We start from the raw sequence: 22,110 nt of genomic DNA on the forward strand, positions 1-22,110 counted from the left end.
CATTTTCTTGTGGGCCTCTGCTATTCTCTGCGCACTCCGCTACATTGAGATCTCGCACGCCATGTCCGCCCGCATCCTCAGCCTGCACATCTACCCGGTCAAATCCTGCGCGGGCATCGCGCTGGACGAATCGCCCATCGACCGCGCGGGGCTGGCCCATGACCGCCGCTGGATGCTGATCGGCGCCGATGGCCAGTTCATGACACAGCGGCAATGGCCCGCGATGGCGCTGATCCGCACGGCGCTTACGGCAGATACGTTGCGCCTGTCCGCGCCGGGCATGCCCGATCTGGACGTGGCCCTGGACGGCTCGGGACTCGATCCAGAGGCGCAGTCCGTGGCCGTCTGGAGCGATACCACTTCCGGCCGGCGCGAAAGCGCGGCGGCTGGGCTGTGGTTTTCCGATTTCCTCAAGACGCCGTGCCGCCTGTACAAGATGGATGCGGCCGCGCAACGCAATGCCAAGCCGGATTGGGTTTCGCGCTGGCTGGACGCGCATCCCGACCTGGCGGAACCGTTCGCGGGCCAGCACTGTTTCGGCTTTGCCGATGGCTTTCCGTTGCTGGTGGCCAACCAGGCCTCGCTGGACGATCTGAATGCCCGCCTGCAGGCCAAGGGCGTGGCGCCGGTGCCGATGGACCGGTTTCGCCCCAATATCGTCGTGCAGGGCGAATGGGAAGCCTTCGAGGAAGACCACACCGCCATGATCGAGGCTGCAGGGGTGAAGATGGCTTTCGTCAAGCCTTGCACCCGTTGCTCGATTCCCGATATCGACCAGAATACCGCCCAGCAATACGAAGAACCCGGCCGCACGCTGGCGGGCTACCGCAATCTGGAGATCGGCGTGGTGTTCGGCCAGAACGCCATCCTCGACGCGCCCGCAGGCGCGCGCCTGAAGGTGGGCGACGAGGTCGGAATCGAACTGGATTTCTGATCCCGCGCCCCGTTCCGGCGGGGCCGCTATACCCCCATTTGCTTGGCGATGATGCTGCGCATGATCTCGCTGGTGCCGCCGCCTATCGGGCCGACCCTGGCATCGCGGAAGTACATCTGCATTTCGTTTTCCATCATGTAGCCGGCGCCGCCCATGATCTGGATACCCATGTCGGCGCACTTGCAGTTGTTTTCCGTTGCGACGACCTTGGCGATCGCTGTCTCCGAGGTGGGCTGCAGCCCGGCGTCGAGCATGTCGGCCACCCGGTAGGTCAGCACCCGCGTGGTCTCGGCCATGATCTGCATGTCCGAGAACTTGTGCGCCACCGCCTGATACTGGCCTATCGGCTTGCCGAACTGCGTCCGCGTATCGGCGTACTCCTTGGCGGAATCGATGATGCGCTGGATGTTGCCGCTGGCGGCGGCGGACAGGCAGAGGCGTTCGAGATTCAGCCCGCGCATCAGGCCGTTCCAGCCGCCGTTCGGGACCCCGAGCATGTGCGCGGCGGGCACTCGGACATTGTCGAAGAACACTTCGTTGGTATGGATCATCCGCCGGCCCAGGGCCTTGAGCGGCCGGATCGTCACTCCCGGCGCGTCGGCGTCGACCATGAACAGGGTGATGCCATGGCGTCCTGCGTCGCGCTCCGTCTTGGTCGCGACCACCAACTGGTGGGCGACGTGCGCGCAGGTGATGAATACCTTCTGGCCATCGATGACGTAGTCGTCCCCGTCCTGCGCCGCCCGGGTGCGGATGGCGCTCACGTCGGATCCTGCTTCGGGTTCCGTCAGGCACAGCGCCATGCGCGTTTTGCCGCTGATGATGCGGGGCAGGATCCGACTCTTTACTTCCTGCGATGCGCCGTGGCTAACCTGCATGCCGCCATAGACCACGGTGGCCAGATACGCCGACGCCATCTGGGCATTGTGATAGGCGACCGCCTCGATAAAGATCGCAAGATCCTTGAAAGAGCCGCCGCTGCCGCCGAACTGTGCGGGATAGGGCAGGCCCATCCATCCGGCCCGCGCCAGCGCCTCGTAGGCTTCGAAGGGAAACTCGCTGGCATCGTCGAGTTCGCGAATTTTCTCCCGCGGCAGCGCTTCCTCGAGCAGGGGTAGCACGCTGGCGCGGATCATGCGTTGAAACTCGGTCAGTTGATAGTCCTCCGGCAGGCTCATGCTTGGCCCTCCCAGCGAATGGCGCATGGACGGATGGGCGGGGCGTAAGCGCGTGCGCGCATGGGTGGATGCATGTTCTGTCTCCCTTTGATCTGGTCCCGGCTGATATGCAAATGCCGTGCCAACTGCGCCGTCCGGTGGGGAATGGCCGGGCTCATCGAAGGGAAAGAGGGCGTCGCGCCGCTTGCGGGCGGCCTTGCGCGTTCAGGGCGCGCGGCGCCATGTACACCGCGCGCACATTCGTGTCGCTGCCGGGGCCTCAGGCCGAGGACAGCTTCAGGCCTACCAGGCCGAGCACGATGAGGGCCACGCTGGCGATGCGCATCCAGCTGGTGGACTCGCCGAACAGCACGATGCCGGCCACGAAGGCGCCGATCGTGCCTATGCCCACCCATACCGCGTAGGCGGTGCCCAGCGGCAGGGATTTCATCGCCACCGCCAGCAGCCAGACGCTGATGGCCATGCCTCCGGCCGTGATGGCGGAAGGCCAGAAGCGGGTGAATCCGTGGGTATATTTCAGGCCTACGGCCCAGACGATTTCAAACAGGCCTGCGAGTACCAGGATGATCCAGGTCATTACGACTCCTACGCTTGTGTTGCCGGCTTGCCGCCGGCGCGAGGGGCCGTCCCCAGTATCAAACGCACCGGCCGTCCGGCCGCGCGCGGCAACGGGCCGTCCCGCTGCGGCAAAAATTATAGAATACCGGGTTCATACGGCAAAACCGGGTGCCGGGCATCACTCTAGCAACACTTCGCGTTCCGGGACGCGAAACCAGGATATCAATCATGCAACGCATCATGCTGCGGGCAAAACTGCACCGCGTCACGGTCACCGAGGCCGACCTGCACTACGAAGGGTCGTGTGGCATCGACGAAGACTTGCTGGACGCTGCCGGCATGCGCGAGTTCGAACGCATCGAGCTCTACAACGTCACCAACGGTGAACGTTTCGACACCTACATCATCAAGGCGGCCCGCGGCAGCGGCGCCATCTCCTTGAACGGCGCCGCCGCGCGCCGCGCCCAGGTCGGCGACCTGATGATCATCTGCACCTACGGCCCGATGTCCGAGGCCGACTCGGCCACGCACAAGCCGCTGGTGGTGCTGGTGGACGACGCCAACCGCGTCAAGGAAATCCGCAAGTTCCCGGCCTGAGGCCGGGCCGGGCGGAGCGCCTCGCGAACGAGGCGCTCCGCTAACACCCTGAACCGTTTCATCATGAGCTTCCAGGTCATCATCCAACCCAGCCAGCACCAATTCCCCGTCGAACCCGGCCAGACCGTGCTCGATGGCGCGCTGGCCGCTGGCATCGTCCTGCCGTACAGCTGTCGCAACGGCGCCTGCTCGACCTGCAAGGGCCGCGTGGTGTCCGGGGAGTTCGACGCGGGGCAGTACCCCGCGCAGATTCTTTCGCCCGAAGAGCTGGCCGACGGCTACACGCTGTTCTGCCAGGCCCGGCCTGAATCCGACATGGTGGTCGAATCCACCGAAGTCCGCCTGGCCAGCGACATCCAGATCCGCAAGCTGCCGTCGCGCGTGCAGACGCTGGAACGCGTGGCCCCGGACGTCACGGTGATCAAGCTGCAGCTGCCGGCGTCCGAGCAGTTCCGCTACTACGCCGGCCAGTACATCGAAGTCATCCTGAAGGACGGCCGCCGGCGCAGCTATTCGATGGCCGGCGCGCCGCATACCGGCAGCCCCCTCGAACTGCACATCCGGCACATGCCCGGCGGCGTGTTTACCGACCACGTGTTCGGCGCCAGCGACACGCAGATGAAAGAGCGCGAAATCCTGCGCCTGGAAGGGCCGTTCGGCTCCTTTTTCCTGCGCGAAGACAGCGACAAGCCCGTCGTGCTCCTGGCCAGCGGCACGGGCTTCGCCCCGGTCAAGGCCATCGTCGAGCATATGATCCACCACAACATCAAGCGCCCCGTGGCCCTGTATTGGGGGGGGCGCCGTCCGCACGACCTCTACATGGACGCGCTGGCGCAGTCGTGGGCGGGCATGCTGCCCGATTTTCGCTATGTGCCCGTGGTGTCCAATGCCTTGCAGGAAGACGGTTGGACGGGGCGCACCGGCTTCGTCCACGAAGCCGTCATGCAGGACATTGCGGACCTGTCGGGCCATCAGGTTTACGCCTGCGGCACGCCGCTGATGGTGGACGCCGCAAGGCGCGAATTCAGCGCTCAGAACGGACTGCCGGCGGACGAGTTCTACGCCGACGCCTTCACGTCCGAAGCGGACCTGGCCCGGGCCGCGCCCTAGTGTTGAGTAACAGGGCATGAGCGAGCAGGGGGGGAACGAGCGGGCCTGGAAAGGTTTGTGACTTCCGCCCCTTTTTATTCCGTAGGCGCGGGCAAAGCGCCAGGGTAAACTGCCGTGGCAGCAGCTTGCCATGGATCGTGGACATAGGGTCGGCGATCCGAGTTGGCACGCAAGGAGCAATGCGGGCATGAAAGTAGCGGTATTGGGTGGCGGCATCATCGGAATCTCCAGCGCCTGGTGGCTGAACCAGGCCGGCCACGACGTCGTGGTCATAGATCGCTGCACCGGTCCCGCCCAGGAAACCAGCCTGGCCAATGGCGCCCAGATCTCGGTTTCCTATGCCGAACCCTGGGCCAACCCGCAGGCCCCGTTCAAGTTGCTCAAATGGATGTTCCAGGATGATGCCCCGCTGCTGTTCCGTCCGCAGCTGGATTGGCGGCAATGGATGTGGGGGCTGTCGTTCCTGCGCGAGTGCCTGCCCAGCCGCCTGGCTCCGAATATCCGCGCCATGGTCCGCATGGCGGAATACAGCCGCGCGACTCTGCGCGGCATGCGCGCGGAACTTGGTATCCAGTACGACCACCTGGAACGCGGCATCCTGAATTTCTACCGCGACCCGCACGAATTCGAAAATTCGCAGCGCGCCGCCGGCCTCATGCGCGATTTCGGCGTGGAACGCCGCGTGGTCTCGGCCGACGAAGTCATCGCCATCGAGCCCGCGCTGGCGCCGCACCGCCAGACCATCGTCGGTGGCGATTACACGCCCGAGGACGAAAGCGGCGACGTACACCTGTTCACCGTGGCCCTGGCCGAGCATTGCGCCCGGGCCGGCGTCGAATTCCGCTACAGCACGCGCGCCACGCGCCTGCTGACCGAGGGCGGCGCGGTGCAAAGCATCGAAATCATCGAACCCGACGGCCGTTACGGCGTCGTGTCGGCCGATGCCTACGTCGTGGCGATGGGTAGTTTCAGTCCCTATCTGCTGCGGCCGCTGGGCGTGCCTTGCAATGTCTATCCGGCCAAGGGCTATTCGGCGACGTTCCCGGTCATCAAGCCGGACGCCACGCCTACGGTCAGCCTGACGGACAGCAGCCACAAGGTCGTTTTCTCGCGCCTGGGCGACCGGCTGCGCATGGCCGGAACCGCGGAGCTGTCGGGCTATTCCCGCAGCCTGAACACCGGCCGCTGCGAAGCCATGACCCGGCTGGCGCGCGAACTTTTTCCCGATGCGCTCGATTTCGAGCGCGTCAGTTACTGGTCGGGCTTGCGCCCGTCCACTCCCTCGAATGTGCCCATCATCGGCCGCAGCCGTATTCCCAACCTGTACGTCAACACAGGACACGGTACGCTCGGTTGGACGATGGGCGTTGGCTCGGGCCGGGCATTGGCCGATCTGCTCAGCGGACGGCGGCCGGAACCGGAGTTTCCTTTTCTTGGTCTGTGAACCTATGAAGAATCTGCAATTGGCGGGCGTTGCCCGCGCGATGTTCGCCAGCCGGCGCGCATGGTTGTTCGGCGCCGCCATGGCGATGGCCGGCGCGGCGAATGCCGCCGCGGTCGAAATCCAGGTCTGGCACACGCTGACCGACGCAAACAAGGCCGAGTTCGAAAAGCTCGCCAAGCAATACAACAAGGAGCAGGACCAGGTCCGCGTGACGCTGCGCGGCTTCGCCTCGTCCAACGCGCTGGAACAGGAAGCCGTCACGGCGGTGAAGGCCAAGAAGGGCCCGAACCTGCTGCAGCTGACCGACAACCACTCGCCTGAAGTCGTCGCCCAGCACAAGGCCGTGCTGCCGCTGTATGAACTGCTGGCCAAGTACCCGATCAAGGACCTGAACTGGTTCGTGCCGGCCACCAGCAGCTTCACGCGCGACAGCAAAGGCCGCCTGCTGGCCTTCCCCTGGATGGCCGAAGTGCCGGTGATGTTCTACAACACCGCTGCCTACAAGAAGGCCGGCCTGGATCCCAACAAGCCCGCGCGCACCTGGACCGCCCTGCAAGGCGAGCTGCTGAAACTGCGCGACGTGGCTGACATCGACTGCCCCTACGCCTCCAGCGACCAGGTCACGGTCCACCTGGAGAACCTGGCGCCGATCAACAACCAGCAGTTCACCAGCAACAACAACGGGCTGGACGCGGTCACCAAGAAGTCGGCCGCGCCCGCCATGCAGTTCGACACGCTCTACATGCGCCATATCTCGCTGATGGTGAGCTGGAAGCGTTCGCTGCTGTTCATGGCGCACTCGGGCGACAACGCCAGCGACAAGCTGTTCGCCAAGGGCGAATGCGCCGTGCTGACGGCCAATACCGGCGCGTTCGGCCAGTTCCTCAATACCAAGTCGTTGTCCTTCGGCGTGGCGCCGCTGCCTTACTACGACCAGGTCACCAAGGATGGCGGCAAGCCGTTCGTGAGCGGTTCGGCGCTGTGGGCGCTGGAAGGCCATCCCCAGGCCGAGGAAAAGGCCACGGCGCAGTTCCTGGCCTGGCTGTCCAAGCCCGTCATCGCGGCGGAATGGCATCAGCGCACCGGCTACCTGCCGCTGACCGAAGCCGCTTTCCGCGCGTCGGACGTGTCGTTCTATGAGCGGATTCCGGGCGTCCAGGCGCTGATTGCTTCAATGCGCGCCAACCCCACGGCGAATAGCCGCGGTTTCCGCATGGCCAACTACGAGCGCATCGAGCCTGTGCTGAACCAGCAACTCAACGAGGCCTTCGAAGGCAAGGTGCCGCCGGTCGCGGCGCTGAACAACGCCGCCACGCAAGCGCGCAGCATCGCCGCACAACGCTGATCCAGGCGGGCGGCGCACGCGTCGCCGCACCCTGACGCAAGCCCGGTCTCAGGACCGGGCTTTTTTTTGTCCCACCGCCGCGCGACCAAACCATCCATGCGTACATGCCAGTCTGGCGACGAGTCGGCCGCTCGTACACCATGCCTCTCATGCGTATCGATTCCGGTGCGCCTTTCGCTCGCGGTGAGGCATGGTTCGTTTCTTCTTCCTGGCGGCAGGGCTGTCCTGCCTGGGGGCCTGCACAGGGGCCGGCAAGAGTCCGGCCGCATCCACATGGGAAGCCTCGCGGCAGGCTGCCCAAGGCTTCCGCTTCGACTGGAAGTTGTCCGGCGACCCCTCTGTTGCGCCGATGCAGGTGTTCGACGACGGCAAGGAAACCTGGCTGCAGTTCGCGCCGGGGCAGGCGTTGCCGGCGATTTTCGGTGTTGGCAGCGATGGCGAACGGGCCTTGCCGTACGTGAGGCGCGATCCCTATGTCGTGCTGGCAGGAGGGTGGAACGGCTTGCTGTTTCGCGGCGGGCGCCTGATGGCCCGCGCGCAGCGTGTGCCGGCGGTCGCGGACGCCAGGCCGGCAGGTGGGGCGGGGATCAGGCCGCAGGATGAACCTGCGCCTCTGGCGCTGGCCGCCGCGGCTGAACGCATCGGCCCGGCGCGGCCTGCCGAGCCGGCGTCGCACGTCATCGGCGCGTTGCAAGCCGCCGGACCACTGGCCGGTGCGGCGTCGGCCGGCGCTACTGCGCCGGCACCGATGGCGGCGCCGCAGCAGGTCTATCGCGCTGCTCCCCCGGACGCCACGCTGCGAGCCGTTCTTGCGCGTTGGGCGGACCTCGCTGGCTGGACCTTCCAGCCGCAGCACTGGGCCGTGGACGTGGACATACCCTTGTCAGCCACGGCCGAGTTCTCCGGTGACTTCAAATCCGCCGTGCGTGAACTGCTGGGCGCCACCGAGCTCGCCGAAAAGCCCTTGCAGCCATGCTTCTACGGCAACCGGGTGTTGCGCGTGGTGCCGCTGGCGCAGTCCTGCACGCGGATGGCCGCGCCAGGGGGGGCTGCGGCATGATGCGGATACTGTGCTTGTCTGTCGTTGTCTCTGGTGTGTTGGGCGGCTGCGCGGCGTCGCAGCAGGCGGCGGATCAGCGCCTTGCGGCAAACACGCGTCAGGCCCAGGTGGCTGCCCACCAGCAGGCCTTTGTCGAAGGGCTGTCGGACCGCGCCGCACGCATCGCGGCCCAGGACGTCGCCATGCCGTGGCTGGCCGGCAAACCACAGCCCCTGGCGCGGGAAGTGGCGCTGCCGCCCGCGTTGCGTGAGAACGTGCGGACCACCTTGATGCTGGCCGACGACGCCGACCTGTCTGCGCTGGCCCAGCGCCTGACGGCCGCCACCGGCATCGCGGTGCGGGTGCGGCCGGATGCCTTGCTGCCGCTGGAATTGTTCCTGCCCCGGTTGGCCGTCAACGGCGCCTTGTCCATTCCGGCGCCGGTCAGCCTGGAGGTCCGCGCTGGCGGGCAGCCGCTGGCCGACCTGCTCGACGCGCTGGCCGCGCGCTTCTCGGTGCATTGGCGCTACGAGCACAACGCGCTCGAGTTCTACCGCACCGAGACCCGCGTGTTCGATTTGCGCGCCTTGTCGCTGACCAGCAAGGTGGATGTCCGCCTTGGCCGCGAGGGCAGCCCGGAAGGAGAAGGCTTTGAGAGCACCTCCAACACGTCCTTGTCGGCGGGCCAGCACGATGCGGTGGCTATCCTGCGCGCCAACATCGCGCCGTTCCTGACGCGTTCCGGCGTGGTGGCCGACGCGGTCGAGGGCGCCACCTCGATCGTCGTCACGGACACCCCCGAGGCGCTGGAACGTGTCGCCCGCTACCTCGAGCGCGAGAACAAGGCGCTGACCCGCCGCGTCCGGCTGGTGTTCGAGGAAATCACCGTCGTCGCCAACGATGCCACCTCGGGCGGCATCGACTGGAACGTCGTCTACGCCGCGGCCGGGGCGGCGGCGCGGCTGGCGCTGCCGGGCGCGGGGGCGGGCGGGGGCAGCCTGGATGCCTCCATGGCCCGGGGGCCCTTCCAGGGCACGCAAGCCATTGTTTCCGCGCTCAGCACGATGGGAGCCGTCGTACGGCACAACAAAGTTCCCATCCTGACCCTGAACCGCCGTCCGGTCACGCACGCGGTAAGAACCACGTTCAGCTACATCGACCGGGTGCAGAGTACCGCCGTCCCCGGTACCACGGCGGGGGGCGCCAACGGCTCGCTGCCGGCGGTATCCATCAGCCAGAAGGAAGAGACGGTAGGTTCGTTCCTGACGTTGTTGCCGGATATCCAGGAGGACGGCCAGATCCTGCTGTCGCTCGCCTATGACAACGCGGTCGCCCAGCCCCTGAAGACCATCACCTTCGGCGAGCGCGGCAACCAGGTGCAGGTGCAGCAGGTCACGATCGACGGCAACGGCACGGTGCAGCAGGTCGAGCTGCGTCCCGGCCAGCCCATCATCGTTTCCGGTTTCGACCGCAGCCAGGACCAGCATGACCGCCAACGGCTCGCGCCGGGGCTGCCGCTCATCGCGGGCGGCCTGGACAGCGCCTCCACGGAACGCATGACGACCCTGGTGCTGGTGACCGCCCAGGTCGAGGAAGGGTACTAGGCGTGGAACGGGTCCCTCTCTCCTTGTTGCTTGACGTTCCAGACACAGGCCGCACCTTGGCATTCGGTTTGCGTTGGTTCGCCCTGATCGGCTCCAACATTCCCGCGCTGGCGCGTTCGCGCGGGCGCCGCTTGCGGGCCAGCCACTACGTGGTGGGCGGAGCGCCGGCCATGGTGGCCGGTTATGGCCGCGTGCGTCCGTCGTGGCGTGGCGGTTCGCGAGCGGGGCGGGGCGGGCATCGGCACATCCAGGCGGCCGCGCAACTGTATGCCCTGCTGTATCCGGATGGGGGCCACAGCCTGATCAGCCTGCCCGGCGGCGGGCACTGGTTGGTGGCGGCGCAGCGCGGCACCGTGCTGTCGCAGGCGGACAGAGTGTTCGCCACGCTCGACGAAGCCTTGCGCGAACAGGCGCTGTTGCGCGCCCGGCGGCCGGGGTTGCCGGCGCAGGAAGCCGGCGAAGCCTGGGCCTTGCTGATGCAGGCGGCGGACCCGGCCGCGCGCCTGGCCGTGTTGTCGTCGCGCTGGGGCGAGCTGCCGCTGGCGTTCCGGTTGTTCCTGGCCTGCGCGGGGGTTGCCGCCATTGCTCCGCAATTGTGGAGCAGCTTGATAGCCCCATGGTCCGGCCGCGAACCACCCGCCCATGCCGATCCGCAGGGCCTGGAGCCGCAGCCGGATCCGTACCAGGTCCTGTTGCGAAGCACCGTGGTTCACGCTCCCGGCGAAGTCACCCGCCTGCTGGACGGTTTGGGCAGATTGCCGATACAGATGCGCGGCTGGGCGCTGAGCCGCGCGCGTTGCCTGGCTGCGGAGCAGGCCTGGAATTGTTCCGCTGTCTACGTCAGGGCTCATCCTCAGGCTGCCAACGACGTCCTGCACGCGCTGCGGCCCGTCGGCTGGCAGGTTTCATTTCAGCCTCTGGAGGAAGCCACGCTGTCTTGGCGCACGGCGTCCTCGCCGACTTGGCTGGCGGACAGGGTTCTGCCCACCTCGCTGCAGCTCGACACCGGGATGGTCGCCGCGTTGCAAAGGATGCGGGCGGCCTTTACTTCCGTCGTTCTGGCGACGGCATTGCCGCTGCCCTTGCCCACGCAGTCGCCGCCTGCCACCGGGCAGGCTGGCGTCACATACGCGGCGCGGCCTGTTATCCGCAGCCGCGCCATCACCTTGCGGGGGCCGCTACGTTCCTTCGCGCTGCTGGATGGCGCCATCGTGGCGGCCAAATGGTCCCGCCTGTCGCTGGACATCCAGGCGCAACCCCGGCCGAGCCTCGTCTCCAGCACGCTGGTTGCCGAACTACAGGGAGAAATCTATGAACACGAATAGGGGCGGCGGCGCGCGCCCGCACCTCGCGGCAGGCTTCATCGGGCGCCTGCTCGTGTCAGCCGCGCTGGTGCCTGCCGCCCACGGCCAGCCGGCGCCGCAGGCCGAGGAACCGCGACCGTGGCCAGAGACCGAAACCGTGCGCGCCTTGCTGCGTGCGGATGCGGCGGCTGCCCTGGCGGACTGCCGGGTCCCCGGCCTGTGCCGTCAGGGGGCCGAGTTCGCGGCGTCGGTAGCGCCACCCGCCAGGGCCTCCGACGAGATCCGGGTAATGGCGATTTTCGGTCTTGCGCGGCGCTTGAGCGTCGATATCGCCATCAATGGTGCCGTACTCCGCTATCAGGCGGGTAGGGGCGAACCTGTCGCGGGAGCCGTCGACAGCCGCGCTTACCTGTTGCTGGCCATCGACGATAGCTGCGTGAAGTTGCGCCGCGGCGATACCGAACGCACAGCTTGCGTCGATGCGGGCAGGGGGCAGCCATGACCGTGCATGCCCTTCAGCCCGTCGCGACGCATGCCGATGTGGGGCTTCCCACGGTGGCGGGCTGGGAGCCGCCCCAGCTTCAAACGCCTGAAGACATCGCCCGCCTGCAGCCACCATTCGCGCGACCGCTCGGGCGCGACTTCGATCTCGCCGCGCTCGCCGGCAGGCTGTGTCCCGTATTGCTGGAAAGCGGCGAGGTCGCTGTGTTCGCCGTAAAGGACTACACACTGGGCGATCAGATCGACGAGGTCGAGCGCATGGTGCTGGCGCGCGGCTATCGGCTGGCGCGCGTGCCGCGCTATCAGCTGCCCGCGCCGCTGCTGTTGATGATCGCCCGCGGGCAGTTGGCGGCGCCAGCGTTGGCCGGGCGCGGCAAGCAGCGGCAGGAGGAGCGAGCCTCGGCCCTGGCCGCGATGTTCCTCGACATCGTGGGCTGGGGCGTGGCGCAGGGAGCGAGCGACGTGCACATCAACGTCAACCGGCGCCGTGCCGCCTGCGAGATTCGCTACACCATCGGCGGGGAATACGTGGGCACGGAACGCTTTGCGGGCCTGTCCAACGCGACGCTGCTGGAGGTCCTGGCGGTGGCCTGGATGGATGTCAAGGGAGGCAACGGCGCGGTGTTCGACCCGGCGCTCGAGCAGCAAGGGCGCATCGGGCTGGACATCGATGGCGTACCCATCGTGCTGCGCTGGGCTTCACTGGCCGCCGATGCCGGGCCTTCGGTCTGCTTGCGCATCTTGCGACTGGACGCGACCGCCAACGCCGATCTACTGGCCTTGGGCTACCTGCCCACGCAGGTGGAAATCCTTGCCCGAGCGCGCGAGCGCGAAGGCGGAGCCATCGTGCTGGCAGGCGTGGTCGGCTCCGGCAAATCGACCACCATCGCGACGCTGATGCGCGGCATCGCGCCCACCCGCAAGGCCATCACGCTGGAGGATCCGGTCGAATACGTCATCGACAATGCCTTGCAGAACACGCTGGGAGGGGCTCTGGCGGAATCAGCCTGGCCGGCGTTCGACGCCAAGCTCAAGACCATCAAGCGCTCGGCGATGAATGACCTGCTGATCGGCGAGATCCGGGACATGGACACCGGCCGGGCGTTCATGGACCTGGCCGGCTCCGGCGTCAGCCTGTACACGACCACCCACGCCGCTGGCGCCGTGCTGATACCCGAACGCTTGGCATCGGATTCGATCGGCGTGTCGCGGGATTTTCTGGCTACGCCCGGCATCCTCAAGCTCTTGGTCTACCAGACCTTGCTGCCGCGCCTGTGCAGCCATTGTTCGCTGCCCGTGGACAGTTTGTGGTCCAGAGCAGCCGACGGCGGCAAGCGCCCGGACTGGCAGGCATGGTCGAAGCGGATGCAGCAGGAGTTCCTGCTGGATCTCGCCACGCTCAGGGTCAGGAATGCGGCGGGTTGCAGCGCTTGCAGGCGGCCGCAACTGCCTGAGTTGAACGGCATCTCCGGCCGCAGCGTGGCAGCCGAAATGCTTGAGCCCGAGCGTGTCGAAGGTTTTTTTGAGCGCGTGCGCGCACGCGACAACGTCGGGCTCAAGCGCCTGGCCGAGGCCGCCGGCCCTACGGTCTGGCGCAGCGAGACTGCGCGCGGTGCATCGGCGCGGGACTGCGCTCTGTATAAGGTCAGCTGCGGAGAAGTCGATCCTCGTTCCCTGCTGCGCCGCTTCGATTTTCCGTCGCCCGTGCCTGCGCGCGGCGTCGGCGCCGGCGGGGGCGGCCATGGCTAGATCGCTGCTGCCGCATTTTTCCTTCAGCCCCTCTTCCGGCCGGACCTTGTTGTTGCGCCTGGACGCGCTGCGCTTTCGTGCGGGGCGAGCTGACTATTACGAGTACCTTGCAGACCTGGTCGAAGGAACCCAGGGCCGCAAGAATCTGCGCGCCGTCTTCGAGGATGACGCGCGCCGTCATGGCGAAGATACCGTGCGCGGCCGGCTGTCGAGACATTGGGCGGGCATGTACCTGGAGGTCGGCGGCGATCTGGGCGCGGCCTGGACGGACACGCTGCCGTCCAGCGAGTGCGTGCTGCTCAGCTGCGTGCAGGAAGAGGGCGGCGATCTGTCCGCCGCGTTGCGGGATGTGGCGCGGGCCGTGCGCTTGGCGTCGGATGCGTGGCTGGCGCTGGTCTCGGCCGCGGCGGCGGGCCTCGCGGCTGCGGCTGTCGCATTCTCCTTGCTATGCGCAATTCCCTTTTTCAGCGTGCCGCGCTTGCAGCAGGTATTCCAGGCCGTGCCGGCGGAGGATTATGGCCGGCTGACCCGCGCGCTGTTCGCCTTGGCCCAGGGCCTGCGGCAATGGCTGGCCTTGTGGCTGGTGCTGTTGTCGGGCCTGGTCTTGCTGAGCCTGTGGTCGCTGCCGCGTTACACGGGCGCTGCGCGGCCGCGGCTGGACCGCTGGCTGCTGTGGCGGCTCTACCGGGATTTCCACGCCATCCGCTTTCTTGCGCTGCTGGCCGTGCTGGTCAGGCAGCACGGCGCGGCCGACACCCGTTTGCGGCGCGCCCTGGCCGTGCAGGCCCGCGATGCCGCGCCCTGGATGCATTGGCATCTGCTGGACATGCTGGGGCGGATAGACGGCGGCCAGACCGGCCCGGAGATCTTCGGCACGGGCCTGCTGGACGCGGACACATGGTGGTACATGGCCGACATGATGGATGCCCTGGGCATGGAAGCCGGGCTTGCACAGGTGCGGCTTCGCGTCGAATCGCGCCTGTTGGCGCGGGTGCGCCGCCAGGCATCGGTGTTGCGCTGGGCGTTGCTGCTCTCGTCCGTGGGCGCCGTGCTGGGCATCACGCTCTGGCATTACGGCGTGATCGATGAACTACGCCAGGCGCTGACTAATTTCTATGCCAGCCAATAGGGGCTGCATCAGGCACGCGGCGCCAATCGGCCCGCGCGCTACATCTCACGAGGAAAGCAACCATGCATTACGTACACGCAATCCCGTTCCGCGCCAGCCGGCAGCGCGGCTTTTCGTTGATGGAGGTCTCCATCGTCACCGCCATCGTCCTGTTGATTGCGATCGTCGGCATTCCGGCCATCGGCGCCTACGTCGTTGAGAACAAGGTGCCCAAGGTGGGAGAGGAATTGCAGCGTTTCATTGCCAGCATGAAGACCAATGCGCAGGGGGGCGGGGTCACTCCGTATGCAGGCCTGGACACCGGCGCCATGGCCAATGCCTTGCGGGAGTCCAGCGTGCTGGCCATCGATGGGTCCGGGGGCGCGGCGCGCATCGCCCATGGCCTGGGCGGCAGCGGCGTGGGAGGCAATGGGGTGGTCGAGGTCGCTGCCGCCTCGTTCGGCAGCGCGGGACAGGGTTCCGCGTTCTCCATCAAGCTGACCAACGTCAGCCAGGCGGCATGCCCATCGTTGGCCTCGGTGCTGCAACGGATGTCGGAGACCATCTCGATCGGTGGAGGGGGCGGCGGCCTCAGGCTTGTGAAGGACGCGTTTGCGACGCCCAGCGTGCCTTACCGGGCGGCCCTGGCCCAGGCGCAGTGCAGCCCGGGCGACGTCAACACCTTCGTATTCGTCGCAAAATGAGCCCGCCGCTGTGGTGCATGACGGCTCGGTCGGGTGCCGCTGCGGCTTTGCGTCAGCGCGGGTTCTCATTGCCGGGCCTGGCGGTGACGTTGGCCTTGAGCGCCATGGTGGCCATCTGGGCGTCCGGTCAGGTGGTGCAGCGGATCGAAGACGCAGCAGGCCGTGCCTCCGGCGTATGGTTGACGCAGATCCGCCTGGCGCTAACCGAGGTGTTGGCTCGGCATTCCGCCATCCTTGCCAAGGGGGATTTGCCACGTAGCGAACAGGGGGTTCCACTATTCGCGGACCCGCTTGCGCCCACCGTGGGCGAATTGCGTGGCTTGGGGCTGCTGCCGGCCGATTTTCCCGAGCGGTCCGCCATGGGTTTTTCGGCGCAGATCCAGATCGTCAGGTCGCAGGCATGCCCGGGCGAACGCTGTCGGATGGATGGACTGGTCTACAGCGCCACGCCCTTGTTGAAAACGGGGACGCAATCCATTGACTTGACCGGCATCGCTGCCGTTATCGATGCGGCCGGCGGCTATGGCGGGGCGGTGTGGCCGGCGTCGCCGGGTCTGGTGCGCGGCGCGGCGTTCAGTTTCGCCAATCCGGCGGCGTCCGGGGGGGCGGCCTACGCGCCGGGCACGCTCGCCCTGTGGGCGGGAGCGGACGCTGGCGGTCCTGATCTGGACCGCTACGTCAGGATCCGGGATACGCGCGATCCGCAGCTGCAGGGGGAGCTGAGCGTCGCGTCCTCGGCGCGGGTGGGCTCGCATCTTACAGTCGGCGCGCGCGCCAGCGTGGGACAGCCATGCAGTGTCGCCACCGGCGCCATGGCCACCTCGGAGCAGGGAGAGCTGCTGACATGCCAGTCCCAGGCCTGGGGGCCCGCAAGCGGCGGCTTCGGCGGGGCGTACAGCTTCAACAGCCCATTGGGTTGCTACCATTACACCGGCACGTCCACTGCGAATCCCCGGACTGGCGAGTGCTCATGCCCCACCGGCTACAAGGCCGTGATTGTTTCAGCGGGCGGGAAATGGACCGAGACGGAAGGCTGGACCACAGGCTACGTCTGCGTGCGCTGAGTCTGCCGCAAGGCCTCTTTTCCTGGGATCCCCGCCAACCCTCTATAATCAAAAATTCGCCTAAATTCTGCTTCGCCCACGATGAAATCCTCCGAGATTCGCCAGCAGTTTCTGCAATTCTTCAAGTCCAAGGGACACACCATTGTTCCCTCGTCGTCGCTCGTCCCGGGCAACGATCCGACTTTGCTCTTCACCAATTCGGGCATGGTCCAGTTCAAGGACGTCTTTACGGGCAAGGAATCGCGGTCCTATACGCGTGCCACCTCGTCGCAGCGCAGCGTGCGCGCCGGCGGCAAGCACAACGACCTGGAGAACGTGGGCTATACCGCCCGCCACCATACGTTCTTCGAAATGCTGGGCAACTTCAGCTTCGGTGACTACTTCAAGCGCGACGCCATCCAGTACGCCTGGGAATTGCTGACCCAGGTCTACAAGCTGCCCGCCGAGAAGCTCTGGGTCACGGTCTACCAGGAAGACGACGAAGCCTACGACATCTGGGCCAAGGAAGTCGGCGTGCCGGCCGAGCGCATCATTCGCATCGGCGACAACAAGGGTGCGCGCTACGCGTCGGACAACTTCTGGCAGATGGCGGATACCGGTCCTTGCGGCCCGTGCTCGGAAATCTTCTATGACCATGGTCCCGAGATCTGGGGCGGCCCCCCGGGATCGCCCGAAGAAGACGGCGACCGCTACATCGAGATCTGGAACCTGGTGTTCATGCAGTTCGAACGCGATGCCGCCGGCAACATGCCGCGCCTGCCGCGTCCCTGTGTCGATACCGGCATGGGTCTGGAACGCATCGCCGCCGTGCTGCAAGACGTGCATTCCAACTACGAAATCGATCTGTTCCAGCACCTGATCGCCGCCGCCGCGCGCGAAACTGGCATCAAGAACCTGGAAGACAACTCGCTCAAAGTCATCGCCGACCACATCCGCGCCTGCTCGTTCCTGATCGTCGATGGCGTGATCCCCAGCAACGAAGGCCGCGGCTACGTGCTGCGCCGCATCGTCCGCCGCGCGCTGCGCCACGGCTACAAGCTGGGCCAGACCAAGCCGTTCTTCCACCGCCTGGTGCCCGACCTGGTCGCCGAAATGGGCGACGCCTATCCGGAACTGGCCGCCACGGCCGACCGCGTCGCCCAGGTGCTCAAGCAGGAAGAAGAGCGCTTCGGCGAAACGCTGGAACACGGCATGCGCATCCTTGATTCTGCGCTGGCCAACGTGCCCAAGGGCGGCCAACTGGACGGCATGACCCTGTTCACGCTGTACGACACCTACGGCTTCCCGGTGGACCTGACCGCCGACATCTGCCGCGAACGCGAACTGGACGTGGACATGGCCGGTTTCGAGGTCGCCATGGAACGCCAGCGCGACCAGGCGCGCGCCGCCGGCAAGTTCAAGATGGCCGAAGGCCTGAGCTACGAAGGCGCGGACACGCGCTTCGAAGGCTACGAAAAACTCGAACTGGATGGCGTCAAGGTCACGGCCCTGTACGTCGACGGCACGCAGGTTCAGCAGGTCAAGGCAGGCCAGAGCGCGGTCGTCGTGCTGGACGCGACTCCGTTCTACGCGGAGTCGGGCGGCCAGGTCGGCGATACCGGCCTGCTGGAAGCCGACGGTGTCCGTTTCGCCGTCGCCGATACCCTGAAGATCCAGGCCGGCGTGTTCGGCCACCACGGCGAACTGGAGTCCGGCACGCTGTCCGTGGGCGATACCTTGCTTGCGCGCGTCGACGCGGTCCGCCGCGCCCGCACCGTGCGCAACCACTCGGCCACTCACCTCATGCACAAGGCGCTGCGCCAGGTGCTGGGCGCGCACGTGCAGCAGCGCGGCTCGCTGGTGGATCCCGACAAGACCCGCTTCGACTTCGCCCAGGATGCGCCGCTGACCGCCGAGCAGATCGCTCGCGTCGAAGCCATCGTCAACGCCGAGATCCTGGCCAACCAGCCCACCGTGGCGCAGGTCATGGCCTATGACGACGCCGTCAAGGGTGGCGCCATGGCGCTGTTCGGCGAAAAATACGGCGACACGGTCCGCGTGCTCGACATCGGCTTCTCGCGCGAACTCTGCGGCGGAACCCACGTCAGCCGCACGGGCGACATCGGCCTGTTCAAGATCGTGTCCGAAGGCGGCGTGGCCGCTGGCGTGCGTCGCATCGAGGCCATCACTGGCGATAACGCGCTGGCCTGGGTGCAGAACCAGAACGCCTTGCTGACCCAGGTTGCGGGCATGCTGCGCAGCACGCCCGCGGACCTGCCGGCGCGTATCGCGCAGGTGCAGGAACAGGTCAAGAGTCTCGAGAAGGATCTGGAACAGTCGCGCAACAAGCTTGCCGCCAGCGCTGGCAATGATCTGGCGACCAGCGCCGCGGTCGAGGTCAAGGGCATCAAGGTCCTGGCCGCCAGCATCGGCGACGTGGATCCCAAGGCATTGCGCGGCATGGTCGACAACCTGAAAGACCGCCTGAAGCCTGCTGTCGTGCTGCTGGCCACGGGTTCGGCCGATGGCAAGATCAGCGTGGTGGGTGGCGTCACCGCCGACCTGACCGGCCGCGTCAAGGCGGGCGATCTGGTCGGCTTCGTCGCGGCCCAGGTGGGCGGCAAGGGCGGCGGCCGTCCCGATATGGCCATGGGCGGTGGCACGGACTTGGCAGCCTTGCCCGCGGCGATCGCCAGCGTGCAGAAATGGGTGGACGAGCGTCTGTGATGAGCGGGGCGGATACCAGCCTTGATGGCGGCGCGCAGGCGCCGTCCTTCGAGCACGAAGTCGATGCCAGCGGCCTGACCTGCCCCTTGCCTATCCTGCGCGCCAAGAAGGCGTTGGCGCAGATGGCCAGCGGTGAGGTGCTGCGGGTCATCACCACGGATCGCAATGCGATCCGCGACTTCCAGGCGTTCGCCCGCCAGACCGGCAATGTGCTGGTGGCGCAACAAGAGGTTGATGGCCACGGGGTGCATTTCCTGCGGCGGCGCTGACCGGTTGCCGGTAGTACACGCCACGTAGAAGGGCCCGCCGCAAGGCGGGCCCTTTCGCATGGGTGGAGCCCCTGCTTACTTGCGGATGGCCGCCGCGACTGCCCGGGTAATGGTGAAATCCACCAGGTCGCCTTCCTTCAACTGCTGCAGGCGTGCCTGCAGGGCCGGATCCTGGACCTGGATGGTACGCATGCCGCCTTGTGGACCCTTCAGCGTCACCAGGTTGGCGCTCTTGTTGATGTGCCAGATCTCGGCGGTGATGGTGGTCTGGCGTCCGGCAGCGCCGCCAGGCATGGCTCCCTTGGCGCTGCGGGTTGCCGCGGTTTCGGTCTTGACCTCCGGAATGCCAGATCCGGCCGGGCGCACGTCCACCGCTACCGACTCGTAGTAGTCGAGCGTCAGCGTGTCGCCGGGCTTGATCTGCTGGAAGTTGCGGATATCGGGGCCAGCCTGAATGTCTACGCTATTGCCGTTTTCGCCCTGCAGCGTGATGGTCCGGGTGGCCGGGTCCACAGCGGTGACCTTGCCGGAGGCGGTCGTCAGGGCGGCTCCCATGACACGGGCCGAAGCTGCAAGCGGCATGGCCAAAGCGCCCGCCAGCAGGCCCGCCAGGGCCAGGCGCGCAACAGGGGTGAAGACTGATTTCTGATTCTTCATGGTGGTGCACCCTCCGGTTAGAGGAAGTTGGGGGAAAACCGCTGGAAAAAGCAGAGACAGGCGGCAGGTGGGCCGCCATTAAGGGGATGGCTTGAAGCAGGTGCGGTGGCGGCGCCGTGGACAGGCGGCAGGGGGGATCGAAGCGCGGGGTCTTGCGTAGGTCGACATAAAACCGATCTCCTCAATCGGGCTATTTCTTCACACGCACTGAGTTCTGACGCACTAAGACAGGCACGAGGGGGGCAGGGCGGCTACACTTGGCACTGCGGCGCGGGCCCCGGCCCGTGTGTTTGTAGAATACCTGGATGTGGTGTTTTAGGATACAAATCGCGCCGCTACGCACAATTCGGCACTGCCATTTGCCAGCAGGCTTGTTTAAGTGCTAGAATTTCCCGTTTTTCACAACTAATTCAAGGGATTACCTATGGTGGTGATTCGCCTGGCCCGCGGTGGGTCCAAGAAGCGTCCGTTTTACAACCTGGTGGCCACCGATTCGCGTAACCGTCGCGACGGCCGTTTCATCGAGCGCGTGGGTTTCTACAACCCCGTAGCCAGCGAAGGCACGGAAAACCTGCGCATTGCGCTGGATCGCGTGCAACACTGGACCGGCAACGGCGCCCAACTGTCGCCTGCTGTCGAGCGTCTGGTCAAAGAGTACTCGGCCAAGGTTTCCGCCGCGGCTTAATTGCCTGCGTCGCTTACCGAGCCCTGAGCTTTACTGCGCTTAAAAGCTGCCATTCATAGCTGCTTCATAGTTACCAAGAGCACGATACATGCCTGATGCCGCAACCTCCAACGCGGCGCCGACGGATTTGATCGAGCTGGGCCGCATCAGTGCAGCCTACGGTGTGAAAGGCTGGGTCAAGGTGCAGCCACATTCGGCCAATGCCGAAGTGCTGCTCTCAGCATCTCAATGGTGGTTGACTCGCCCTGTGCCTGAACTGGCGCGGGGCGTTGTCGCGTCTGCGCCTGTCGCATACAAGGTCGTGCAAGCCCGTTCGCAAGGAGCCACCGTGGTGGCTCAGCTGGCTGGCATTGCGGACCGCGATCAGGCCGAAGCCCTGCGCGGTTGTTCCGTGCAGGCGCCGCGGGGATCCTTTCCCGCGCCCGAGGAAGACGAATACTACTGGGTCGATCTCATCGGTTGTGCGTTGTACACCAGCGCCACTGGCGAACCTGCGCTGTTGGGCGTGGTCGACGAGGTCCTCGATAACGGCGCTCATGCCGTTCTGAGGGTCTTGCGCCAACGGGTTGGGGCTGAAGGCCCCGAGCCCATCCTGAACGCCAAAGGCCGGCCCGCCGAAATGCTTGTTCCGTTCGTGCGCGCGCACATACACGCCGTCGATTTGTCAGCTCGCCGCATAGACAGCGACTGGCCGGCGGATATTTGATGCGTATAGACGTCGTTACGCTCTTTCCCGAAATGTTCGGGGTAGTGCGGGACCTGGGTGTCACCGGCCGGGCGCATGCCCAGGGCCGGTGGTCCCTGCATGCCTGGAATCCTCGTGATTTCACGCACGACGTGCACCGCACCGTGGACGACCGCCCCTACGGCGGCGGCCCCGGAATGGTGATGATGGCGGGGCCTCTGGAAGCCGCCGTCAATGCCGCCCAGGACGCGCGCGCAGCGCTTGGCCTGGGCCGCGCTCCTGTTGCGCTGCTGGCTCCGGTCGGCCGGCGCTACGATCAGGCGGGCGCCGAATCCCTGGCAGCAAGCGAGGGTCTGATCCTCATTTGCGGCCGCTACGAAGGCGTGGACCAGCGTTTCATTGCGCGCTGCGTCACGCAGGAAATCTCGCTGGGCGACTTCGTATTGTCGGGCGGGGAAATTGCCGCGCTCGCCGTGATCGACGCCGCCGTGCGCCTGTTGCCTGGCGTGCTGAACGATGGCGAATCCGCGCTGCAGGATTCCTTCAACGACGCCTTGTCCGGCCTGCTGGACAGTCCGCACTACACGCGCCCCGAGGTCTACCAAGGCGAGCCCGTGCCGGCGCCTCTCCTTAGCGGGCATCACGCGAACATCGCCCGTTGGCGGCGCGAGCGTTCGTTGGAGCTGACCGTTGCCCGGCGTCCCGAACTGATCGAGGCTGCTCGCGCAAAAGGGGTGTTGACCCTGGCCGATGAGCGCTTTCTGGCCGAGTTGGCGGGTACTCCGCTGCCGGAGCCGGTCAAGCGGCGCCGGCCATCTCGGCCCAAGCTGCCCAAGGCCTCCTGAACCTTCTTCGACTGCACGTTTGCC

General features: G+C 66.4%; 21 protein-coding genes. 18 read left to right on the forward strand and 3 right to left on the reverse strand.

All coding sequences use genetic code 11. The annotated features are described in order from the left end of the window. Positions 1 to 61 precede the first annotated feature (61 nt). A complete protein-coding gene (locus AXYL_RS10665) occupies positions 62 to 934 on the forward strand; it encodes an MOSC domain-containing protein (protein WP_013392801.1) in 873 nt (290 codons plus the stop codon). A 26-nt stretch (positions 935 to 960) separates the two neighbouring features. Here the strand turns inward: AXYL_RS10665 and AXYL_RS10670 are convergent, their stop codons facing one another. Both AXYL_RS10670 and sugE read right to left on the reverse strand, forming a co-directional pair. Beyond that, positions 961 to 2,112, reverse strand: a complete 1,152-nt coding sequence (locus AXYL_RS10670; RefSeq protein WP_013392802.1) for an acyl-CoA dehydrogenase family protein — start codon at positions 2,110 to 2,112, stop codon at positions 961 to 963. A 259-nt stretch (positions 2,113 to 2,371) separates the two neighbouring features. Beyond that, complete coding sequence (gene sugE / locus AXYL_RS10675) at positions 2,372 to 2,689, reverse strand: quaternary ammonium compound efflux SMR transporter SugE (protein ID WP_013392803.1); 318 nt, start codon at positions 2,687 to 2,689, stop codon at positions 2,372 to 2,374. A 209-nt stretch (positions 2,690 to 2,898) separates the two neighbouring features. On the opposite strand from sugE, the gene panD reads away from it, so the two are divergent. The 14 genes from panD to AXYL_RS10745 all read left to right on the forward strand — a co-directional run bounded on the left by panD (position 2,899) and on the right by AXYL_RS10745 (position 19,214). Beyond that, complete coding sequence (panD, locus tag AXYL_RS10680) at positions 2,899 to 3,267, forward strand: aspartate 1-decarboxylase (RefSeq protein ID WP_013392804.1); 369 nt, start codon at positions 2,899 to 2,901, stop codon at positions 3,265 to 3,267. Positions 3,268 to 3,330: 63 nt separating this feature from the next. After that, positions 3,331 to 4,377 carry a CDP-6-deoxy-delta-3,4-glucoseen reductase gene (locus AXYL_RS10685; RefSeq protein ID WP_013392805.1) on the forward strand — a complete coding sequence of 349 codons (1,047 nt, stop codon included), beginning with the start codon at positions 3,331 to 3,333 and terminating at the stop codon, positions 4,375 to 4,377. A gap of 187 nt (positions 4,378 to 4,564) precedes the next feature. Then, the gene (locus AXYL_RS10690) at positions 4,565 to 5,821 is read left to right on the forward strand and encodes a D-amino acid dehydrogenase (RefSeq protein WP_013392806.1); all 1,257 of its coding nucleotides are present in this window, start codon (positions 4,565 to 4,567) and stop codon (positions 5,819 to 5,821) included. A gap of 4 nt (positions 5,822 to 5,825) precedes the next feature. Next, positions 5,826 to 7,166, forward strand: coding sequence for an extracellular solute-binding protein (locus AXYL_RS10695; protein ID WP_013392807.1), 1,341 nt, complete (start codon positions 5,826 to 5,828; stop codon positions 7,164 to 7,166). A gap of 190 nt (positions 7,167 to 7,356) precedes the next feature. Beyond that, positions 7,357 to 8,226 carry a TcpQ domain-containing protein gene (locus tag AXYL_RS10700; protein WP_013392808.1) on the forward strand — a complete coding sequence of 290 codons (870 nt, stop codon included), beginning with the start codon at positions 7,357 to 7,359 and terminating at the stop codon, positions 8,224 to 8,226. Beyond that, positions 8,223 to 9,809, forward strand: coding sequence for a hypothetical protein (locus AXYL_RS10705; protein WP_013392809.1), 1,587 nt, complete (start codon positions 8,223 to 8,225; stop codon positions 9,807 to 9,809). Before AXYL_RS10700 ends, AXYL_RS10705 begins: the two co-directional genes overlap by 4 nt. A 56-nt stretch (positions 9,810 to 9,865) precedes the next feature. After that, positions 9,866 to 11,134, forward strand: a complete 1,269-nt coding sequence (locus AXYL_RS10710; RefSeq protein WP_013392810.1) for a hypothetical protein — start codon at positions 9,866 to 9,868, stop codon at positions 11,132 to 11,134. Continuing rightward, entirely contained in the window at positions 11,121 to 11,615 is a 495-nt protein-coding gene (locus tag AXYL_RS10715) for a hypothetical protein (RefSeq protein WP_013392811.1), read from the forward strand. The genes AXYL_RS10710 and AXYL_RS10715 overlap by 14 nt, the downstream gene beginning before the upstream one ends. Then, complete coding sequence (locus AXYL_RS10720; RefSeq protein WP_013392812.1) at positions 11,612 to 13,363, forward strand: ATPase, T2SS/T4P/T4SS family; 1,752 nt, start codon at positions 11,612 to 11,614, stop codon at positions 13,361 to 13,363. Before AXYL_RS10715 ends, AXYL_RS10720 begins: the two co-directional genes overlap by 4 nt. After that, positions 13,356 to 14,492 (forward strand): hypothetical protein, encoded by a 1,137-nt coding sequence (locus AXYL_RS10725; protein ID WP_013392813.1) that lies wholly within the window; start codon positions 13,356 to 13,358, stop codon positions 14,490 to 14,492. Before AXYL_RS10720 ends, AXYL_RS10725 begins: the two co-directional genes overlap by 8 nt. 62 nt (positions 14,493 to 14,554) lie before the next feature. Continuing rightward, positions 14,555 to 15,175, forward strand: a complete 621-nt coding sequence (locus AXYL_RS10730) for a type 4 pilus major pilin (protein ID WP_013392814.1) — start codon at positions 14,555 to 14,557, stop codon at positions 15,173 to 15,175. A gap of 17 nt (positions 15,176 to 15,192) precedes the next feature. Continuing rightward, positions 15,193 to 16,239 (forward strand): type II secretion system protein, encoded by a 1,047-nt coding sequence (locus AXYL_RS10735; RefSeq protein WP_041653201.1) that lies wholly within the window; start codon positions 15,193 to 15,195, stop codon positions 16,237 to 16,239. An 81-nt stretch (positions 16,240 to 16,320) separates the two neighbouring features. Then, positions 16,321 to 18,945 (forward strand): alanine--tRNA ligase, encoded by a 2,625-nt coding sequence (alaS, locus tag AXYL_RS10740; RefSeq protein WP_013392816.1) that lies wholly within the window; start codon positions 16,321 to 16,323, stop codon positions 18,943 to 18,945. Next, on the forward strand, positions 18,945 to 19,214 hold the full coding sequence (locus AXYL_RS10745) for a sulfurtransferase TusA family protein (protein ID WP_013392817.1): 270 nt from the start codon (positions 18,945 to 18,947) through the stop codon (positions 19,212 to 19,214). Before alaS ends, AXYL_RS10745 begins: the two co-directional genes overlap by 1 nt. A 75-nt stretch (positions 19,215 to 19,289) precedes the next feature. Here AXYL_RS10745 and AXYL_RS10750 read toward each other — a convergent pair whose 3' ends face one another. Further along, positions 19,290 to 19,871 carry a hypothetical protein gene (locus AXYL_RS10750; protein ID WP_013392818.1) on the reverse strand — a complete coding sequence of 194 codons (582 nt, stop codon included), beginning with the start codon at positions 19,869 to 19,871 and terminating at the stop codon, positions 19,290 to 19,292. A gap of 424 nt (positions 19,872 to 20,295) precedes the next feature. On the opposite strand from AXYL_RS10750, the gene rpsP reads away from it, so the two are divergent. From rpsP to trmD, 3 genes are all read left to right on the forward strand, one after another. Next, the gene (gene rpsP / locus AXYL_RS10755; protein WP_013392819.1) at positions 20,296 to 20,556 is read left to right on the forward strand and encodes a 30S ribosomal protein S16; all 261 of its coding nucleotides are present in this window, start codon (positions 20,296 to 20,298) and stop codon (positions 20,554 to 20,556) included. Between the two features lie 88 nt (positions 20,557 to 20,644). Further along, positions 20,645 to 21,262 carry a ribosome maturation factor RimM gene (gene rimM / locus AXYL_RS10760; RefSeq protein WP_013392820.1) on the forward strand — a complete coding sequence of 206 codons (618 nt, stop codon included), beginning with the start codon at positions 20,645 to 20,647 and terminating at the stop codon, positions 21,260 to 21,262. Continuing rightward, a complete protein-coding gene (trmD, locus tag AXYL_RS10765) occupies positions 21,262 to 22,086 on the forward strand; it encodes a tRNA (guanosine(37)-N1)-methyltransferase TrmD (RefSeq protein ID WP_013392821.1) in 825 nt (274 codons plus the stop codon). Before rimM ends, trmD begins: the two co-directional genes overlap by 1 nt. Positions 22,087 to 22,110: the final 24 nt, after the last annotated feature.

Source organism: Achromobacter xylosoxidans A8, from assembly GCF_000165835.1.
GTDB classification, from domain to species: Bacteria; Pseudomonadota; Gammaproteobacteria; order Burkholderiales; family Burkholderiaceae_B; genus Achromobacter; species Achromobacter xylosoxidans_B.

Coding starts and splice junctions, on each gene's coding strand:
- AXYL_RS10665 (WP_013392801.1), top strand. CDS start 62: ATGTCCGCCCGCATCCTCAGCCTGCACATCTACCCGGTCAAATCCTGC.
- AXYL_RS10670 (WP_013392802.1), bottom strand. CDS start 2,112: ATGAGCCTGCCGGAGGACTATCAACTGACCGAGTTTCAACGCATGATC.
- sugE (WP_013392803.1), bottom strand. CDS start 2,689: ATGACCTGGATCATCCTGGTACTCGCAGGCCTGTTTGAAATCGTCTGG.
- panD (WP_013392804.1), top strand. CDS start 2,899: ATGCAACGCATCATGCTGCGGGCAAAACTGCACCGCGTCACGGTCACC.
- AXYL_RS10685 (WP_013392805.1), top strand. CDS start 3,331: ATGAGCTTCCAGGTCATCATCCAACCCAGCCAGCACCAATTCCCCGTC.
- AXYL_RS10690 (WP_013392806.1), top strand. CDS start 4,565: ATGAAAGTAGCGGTATTGGGTGGCGGCATCATCGGAATCTCCAGCGCC.
- AXYL_RS10695 (WP_013392807.1), top strand. CDS start 5,826: ATGAAGAATCTGCAATTGGCGGGCGTTGCCCGCGCGATGTTCGCCAGC.
- AXYL_RS10700 (WP_013392808.1), top strand. CDS start 7,357: ATGGTTCGTTTCTTCTTCCTGGCGGCAGGGCTGTCCTGCCTGGGGGCC.
- AXYL_RS10705 (WP_013392809.1), top strand. CDS start 8,223: ATGATGCGGATACTGTGCTTGTCTGTCGTTGTCTCTGGTGTGTTGGGC.
- AXYL_RS10715 (WP_013392811.1), top strand. CDS start 11,121: ATGAACACGAATAGGGGCGGCGGCGCGCGCCCGCACCTCGCGGCAGGC.
- AXYL_RS10720 (WP_013392812.1), top strand. CDS start 11,612: ATGACCGTGCATGCCCTTCAGCCCGTCGCGACGCATGCCGATGTGGGG.
- AXYL_RS10725 (WP_013392813.1), top strand. CDS start 13,356: ATGGCTAGATCGCTGCTGCCGCATTTTTCCTTCAGCCCCTCTTCCGGC.
- AXYL_RS10730 (WP_013392814.1), top strand. CDS start 14,555: ATGCATTACGTACACGCAATCCCGTTCCGCGCCAGCCGGCAGCGCGGC.
- AXYL_RS10735 (WP_041653201.1), top strand. CDS start 15,193: ATGACGGCTCGGTCGGGTGCCGCTGCGGCTTTGCGTCAGCGCGGGTTC.
- alaS (WP_013392816.1), top strand. CDS start 16,321: ATGAAATCCTCCGAGATTCGCCAGCAGTTTCTGCAATTCTTCAAGTCC.
- AXYL_RS10745 (WP_013392817.1), top strand. CDS start 18,945: ATGAGCGGGGCGGATACCAGCCTTGATGGCGGCGCGCAGGCGCCGTCC.
- AXYL_RS10750 (WP_013392818.1), bottom strand. CDS start 19,871: ATGAAGAATCAGAAATCAGTCTTCACCCCTGTTGCGCGCCTGGCCCTG.
- rpsP (WP_013392819.1), top strand. CDS start 20,296: ATGGTGGTGATTCGCCTGGCCCGCGGTGGGTCCAAGAAGCGTCCGTTT.
- rimM (WP_013392820.1), top strand. CDS start 20,645: ATGCCTGATGCCGCAACCTCCAACGCGGCGCCGACGGATTTGATCGAG.
- trmD (WP_013392821.1), top strand. CDS start 21,262: ATGCGTATAGACGTCGTTACGCTCTTTCCCGAAATGTTCGGGGTAGTG.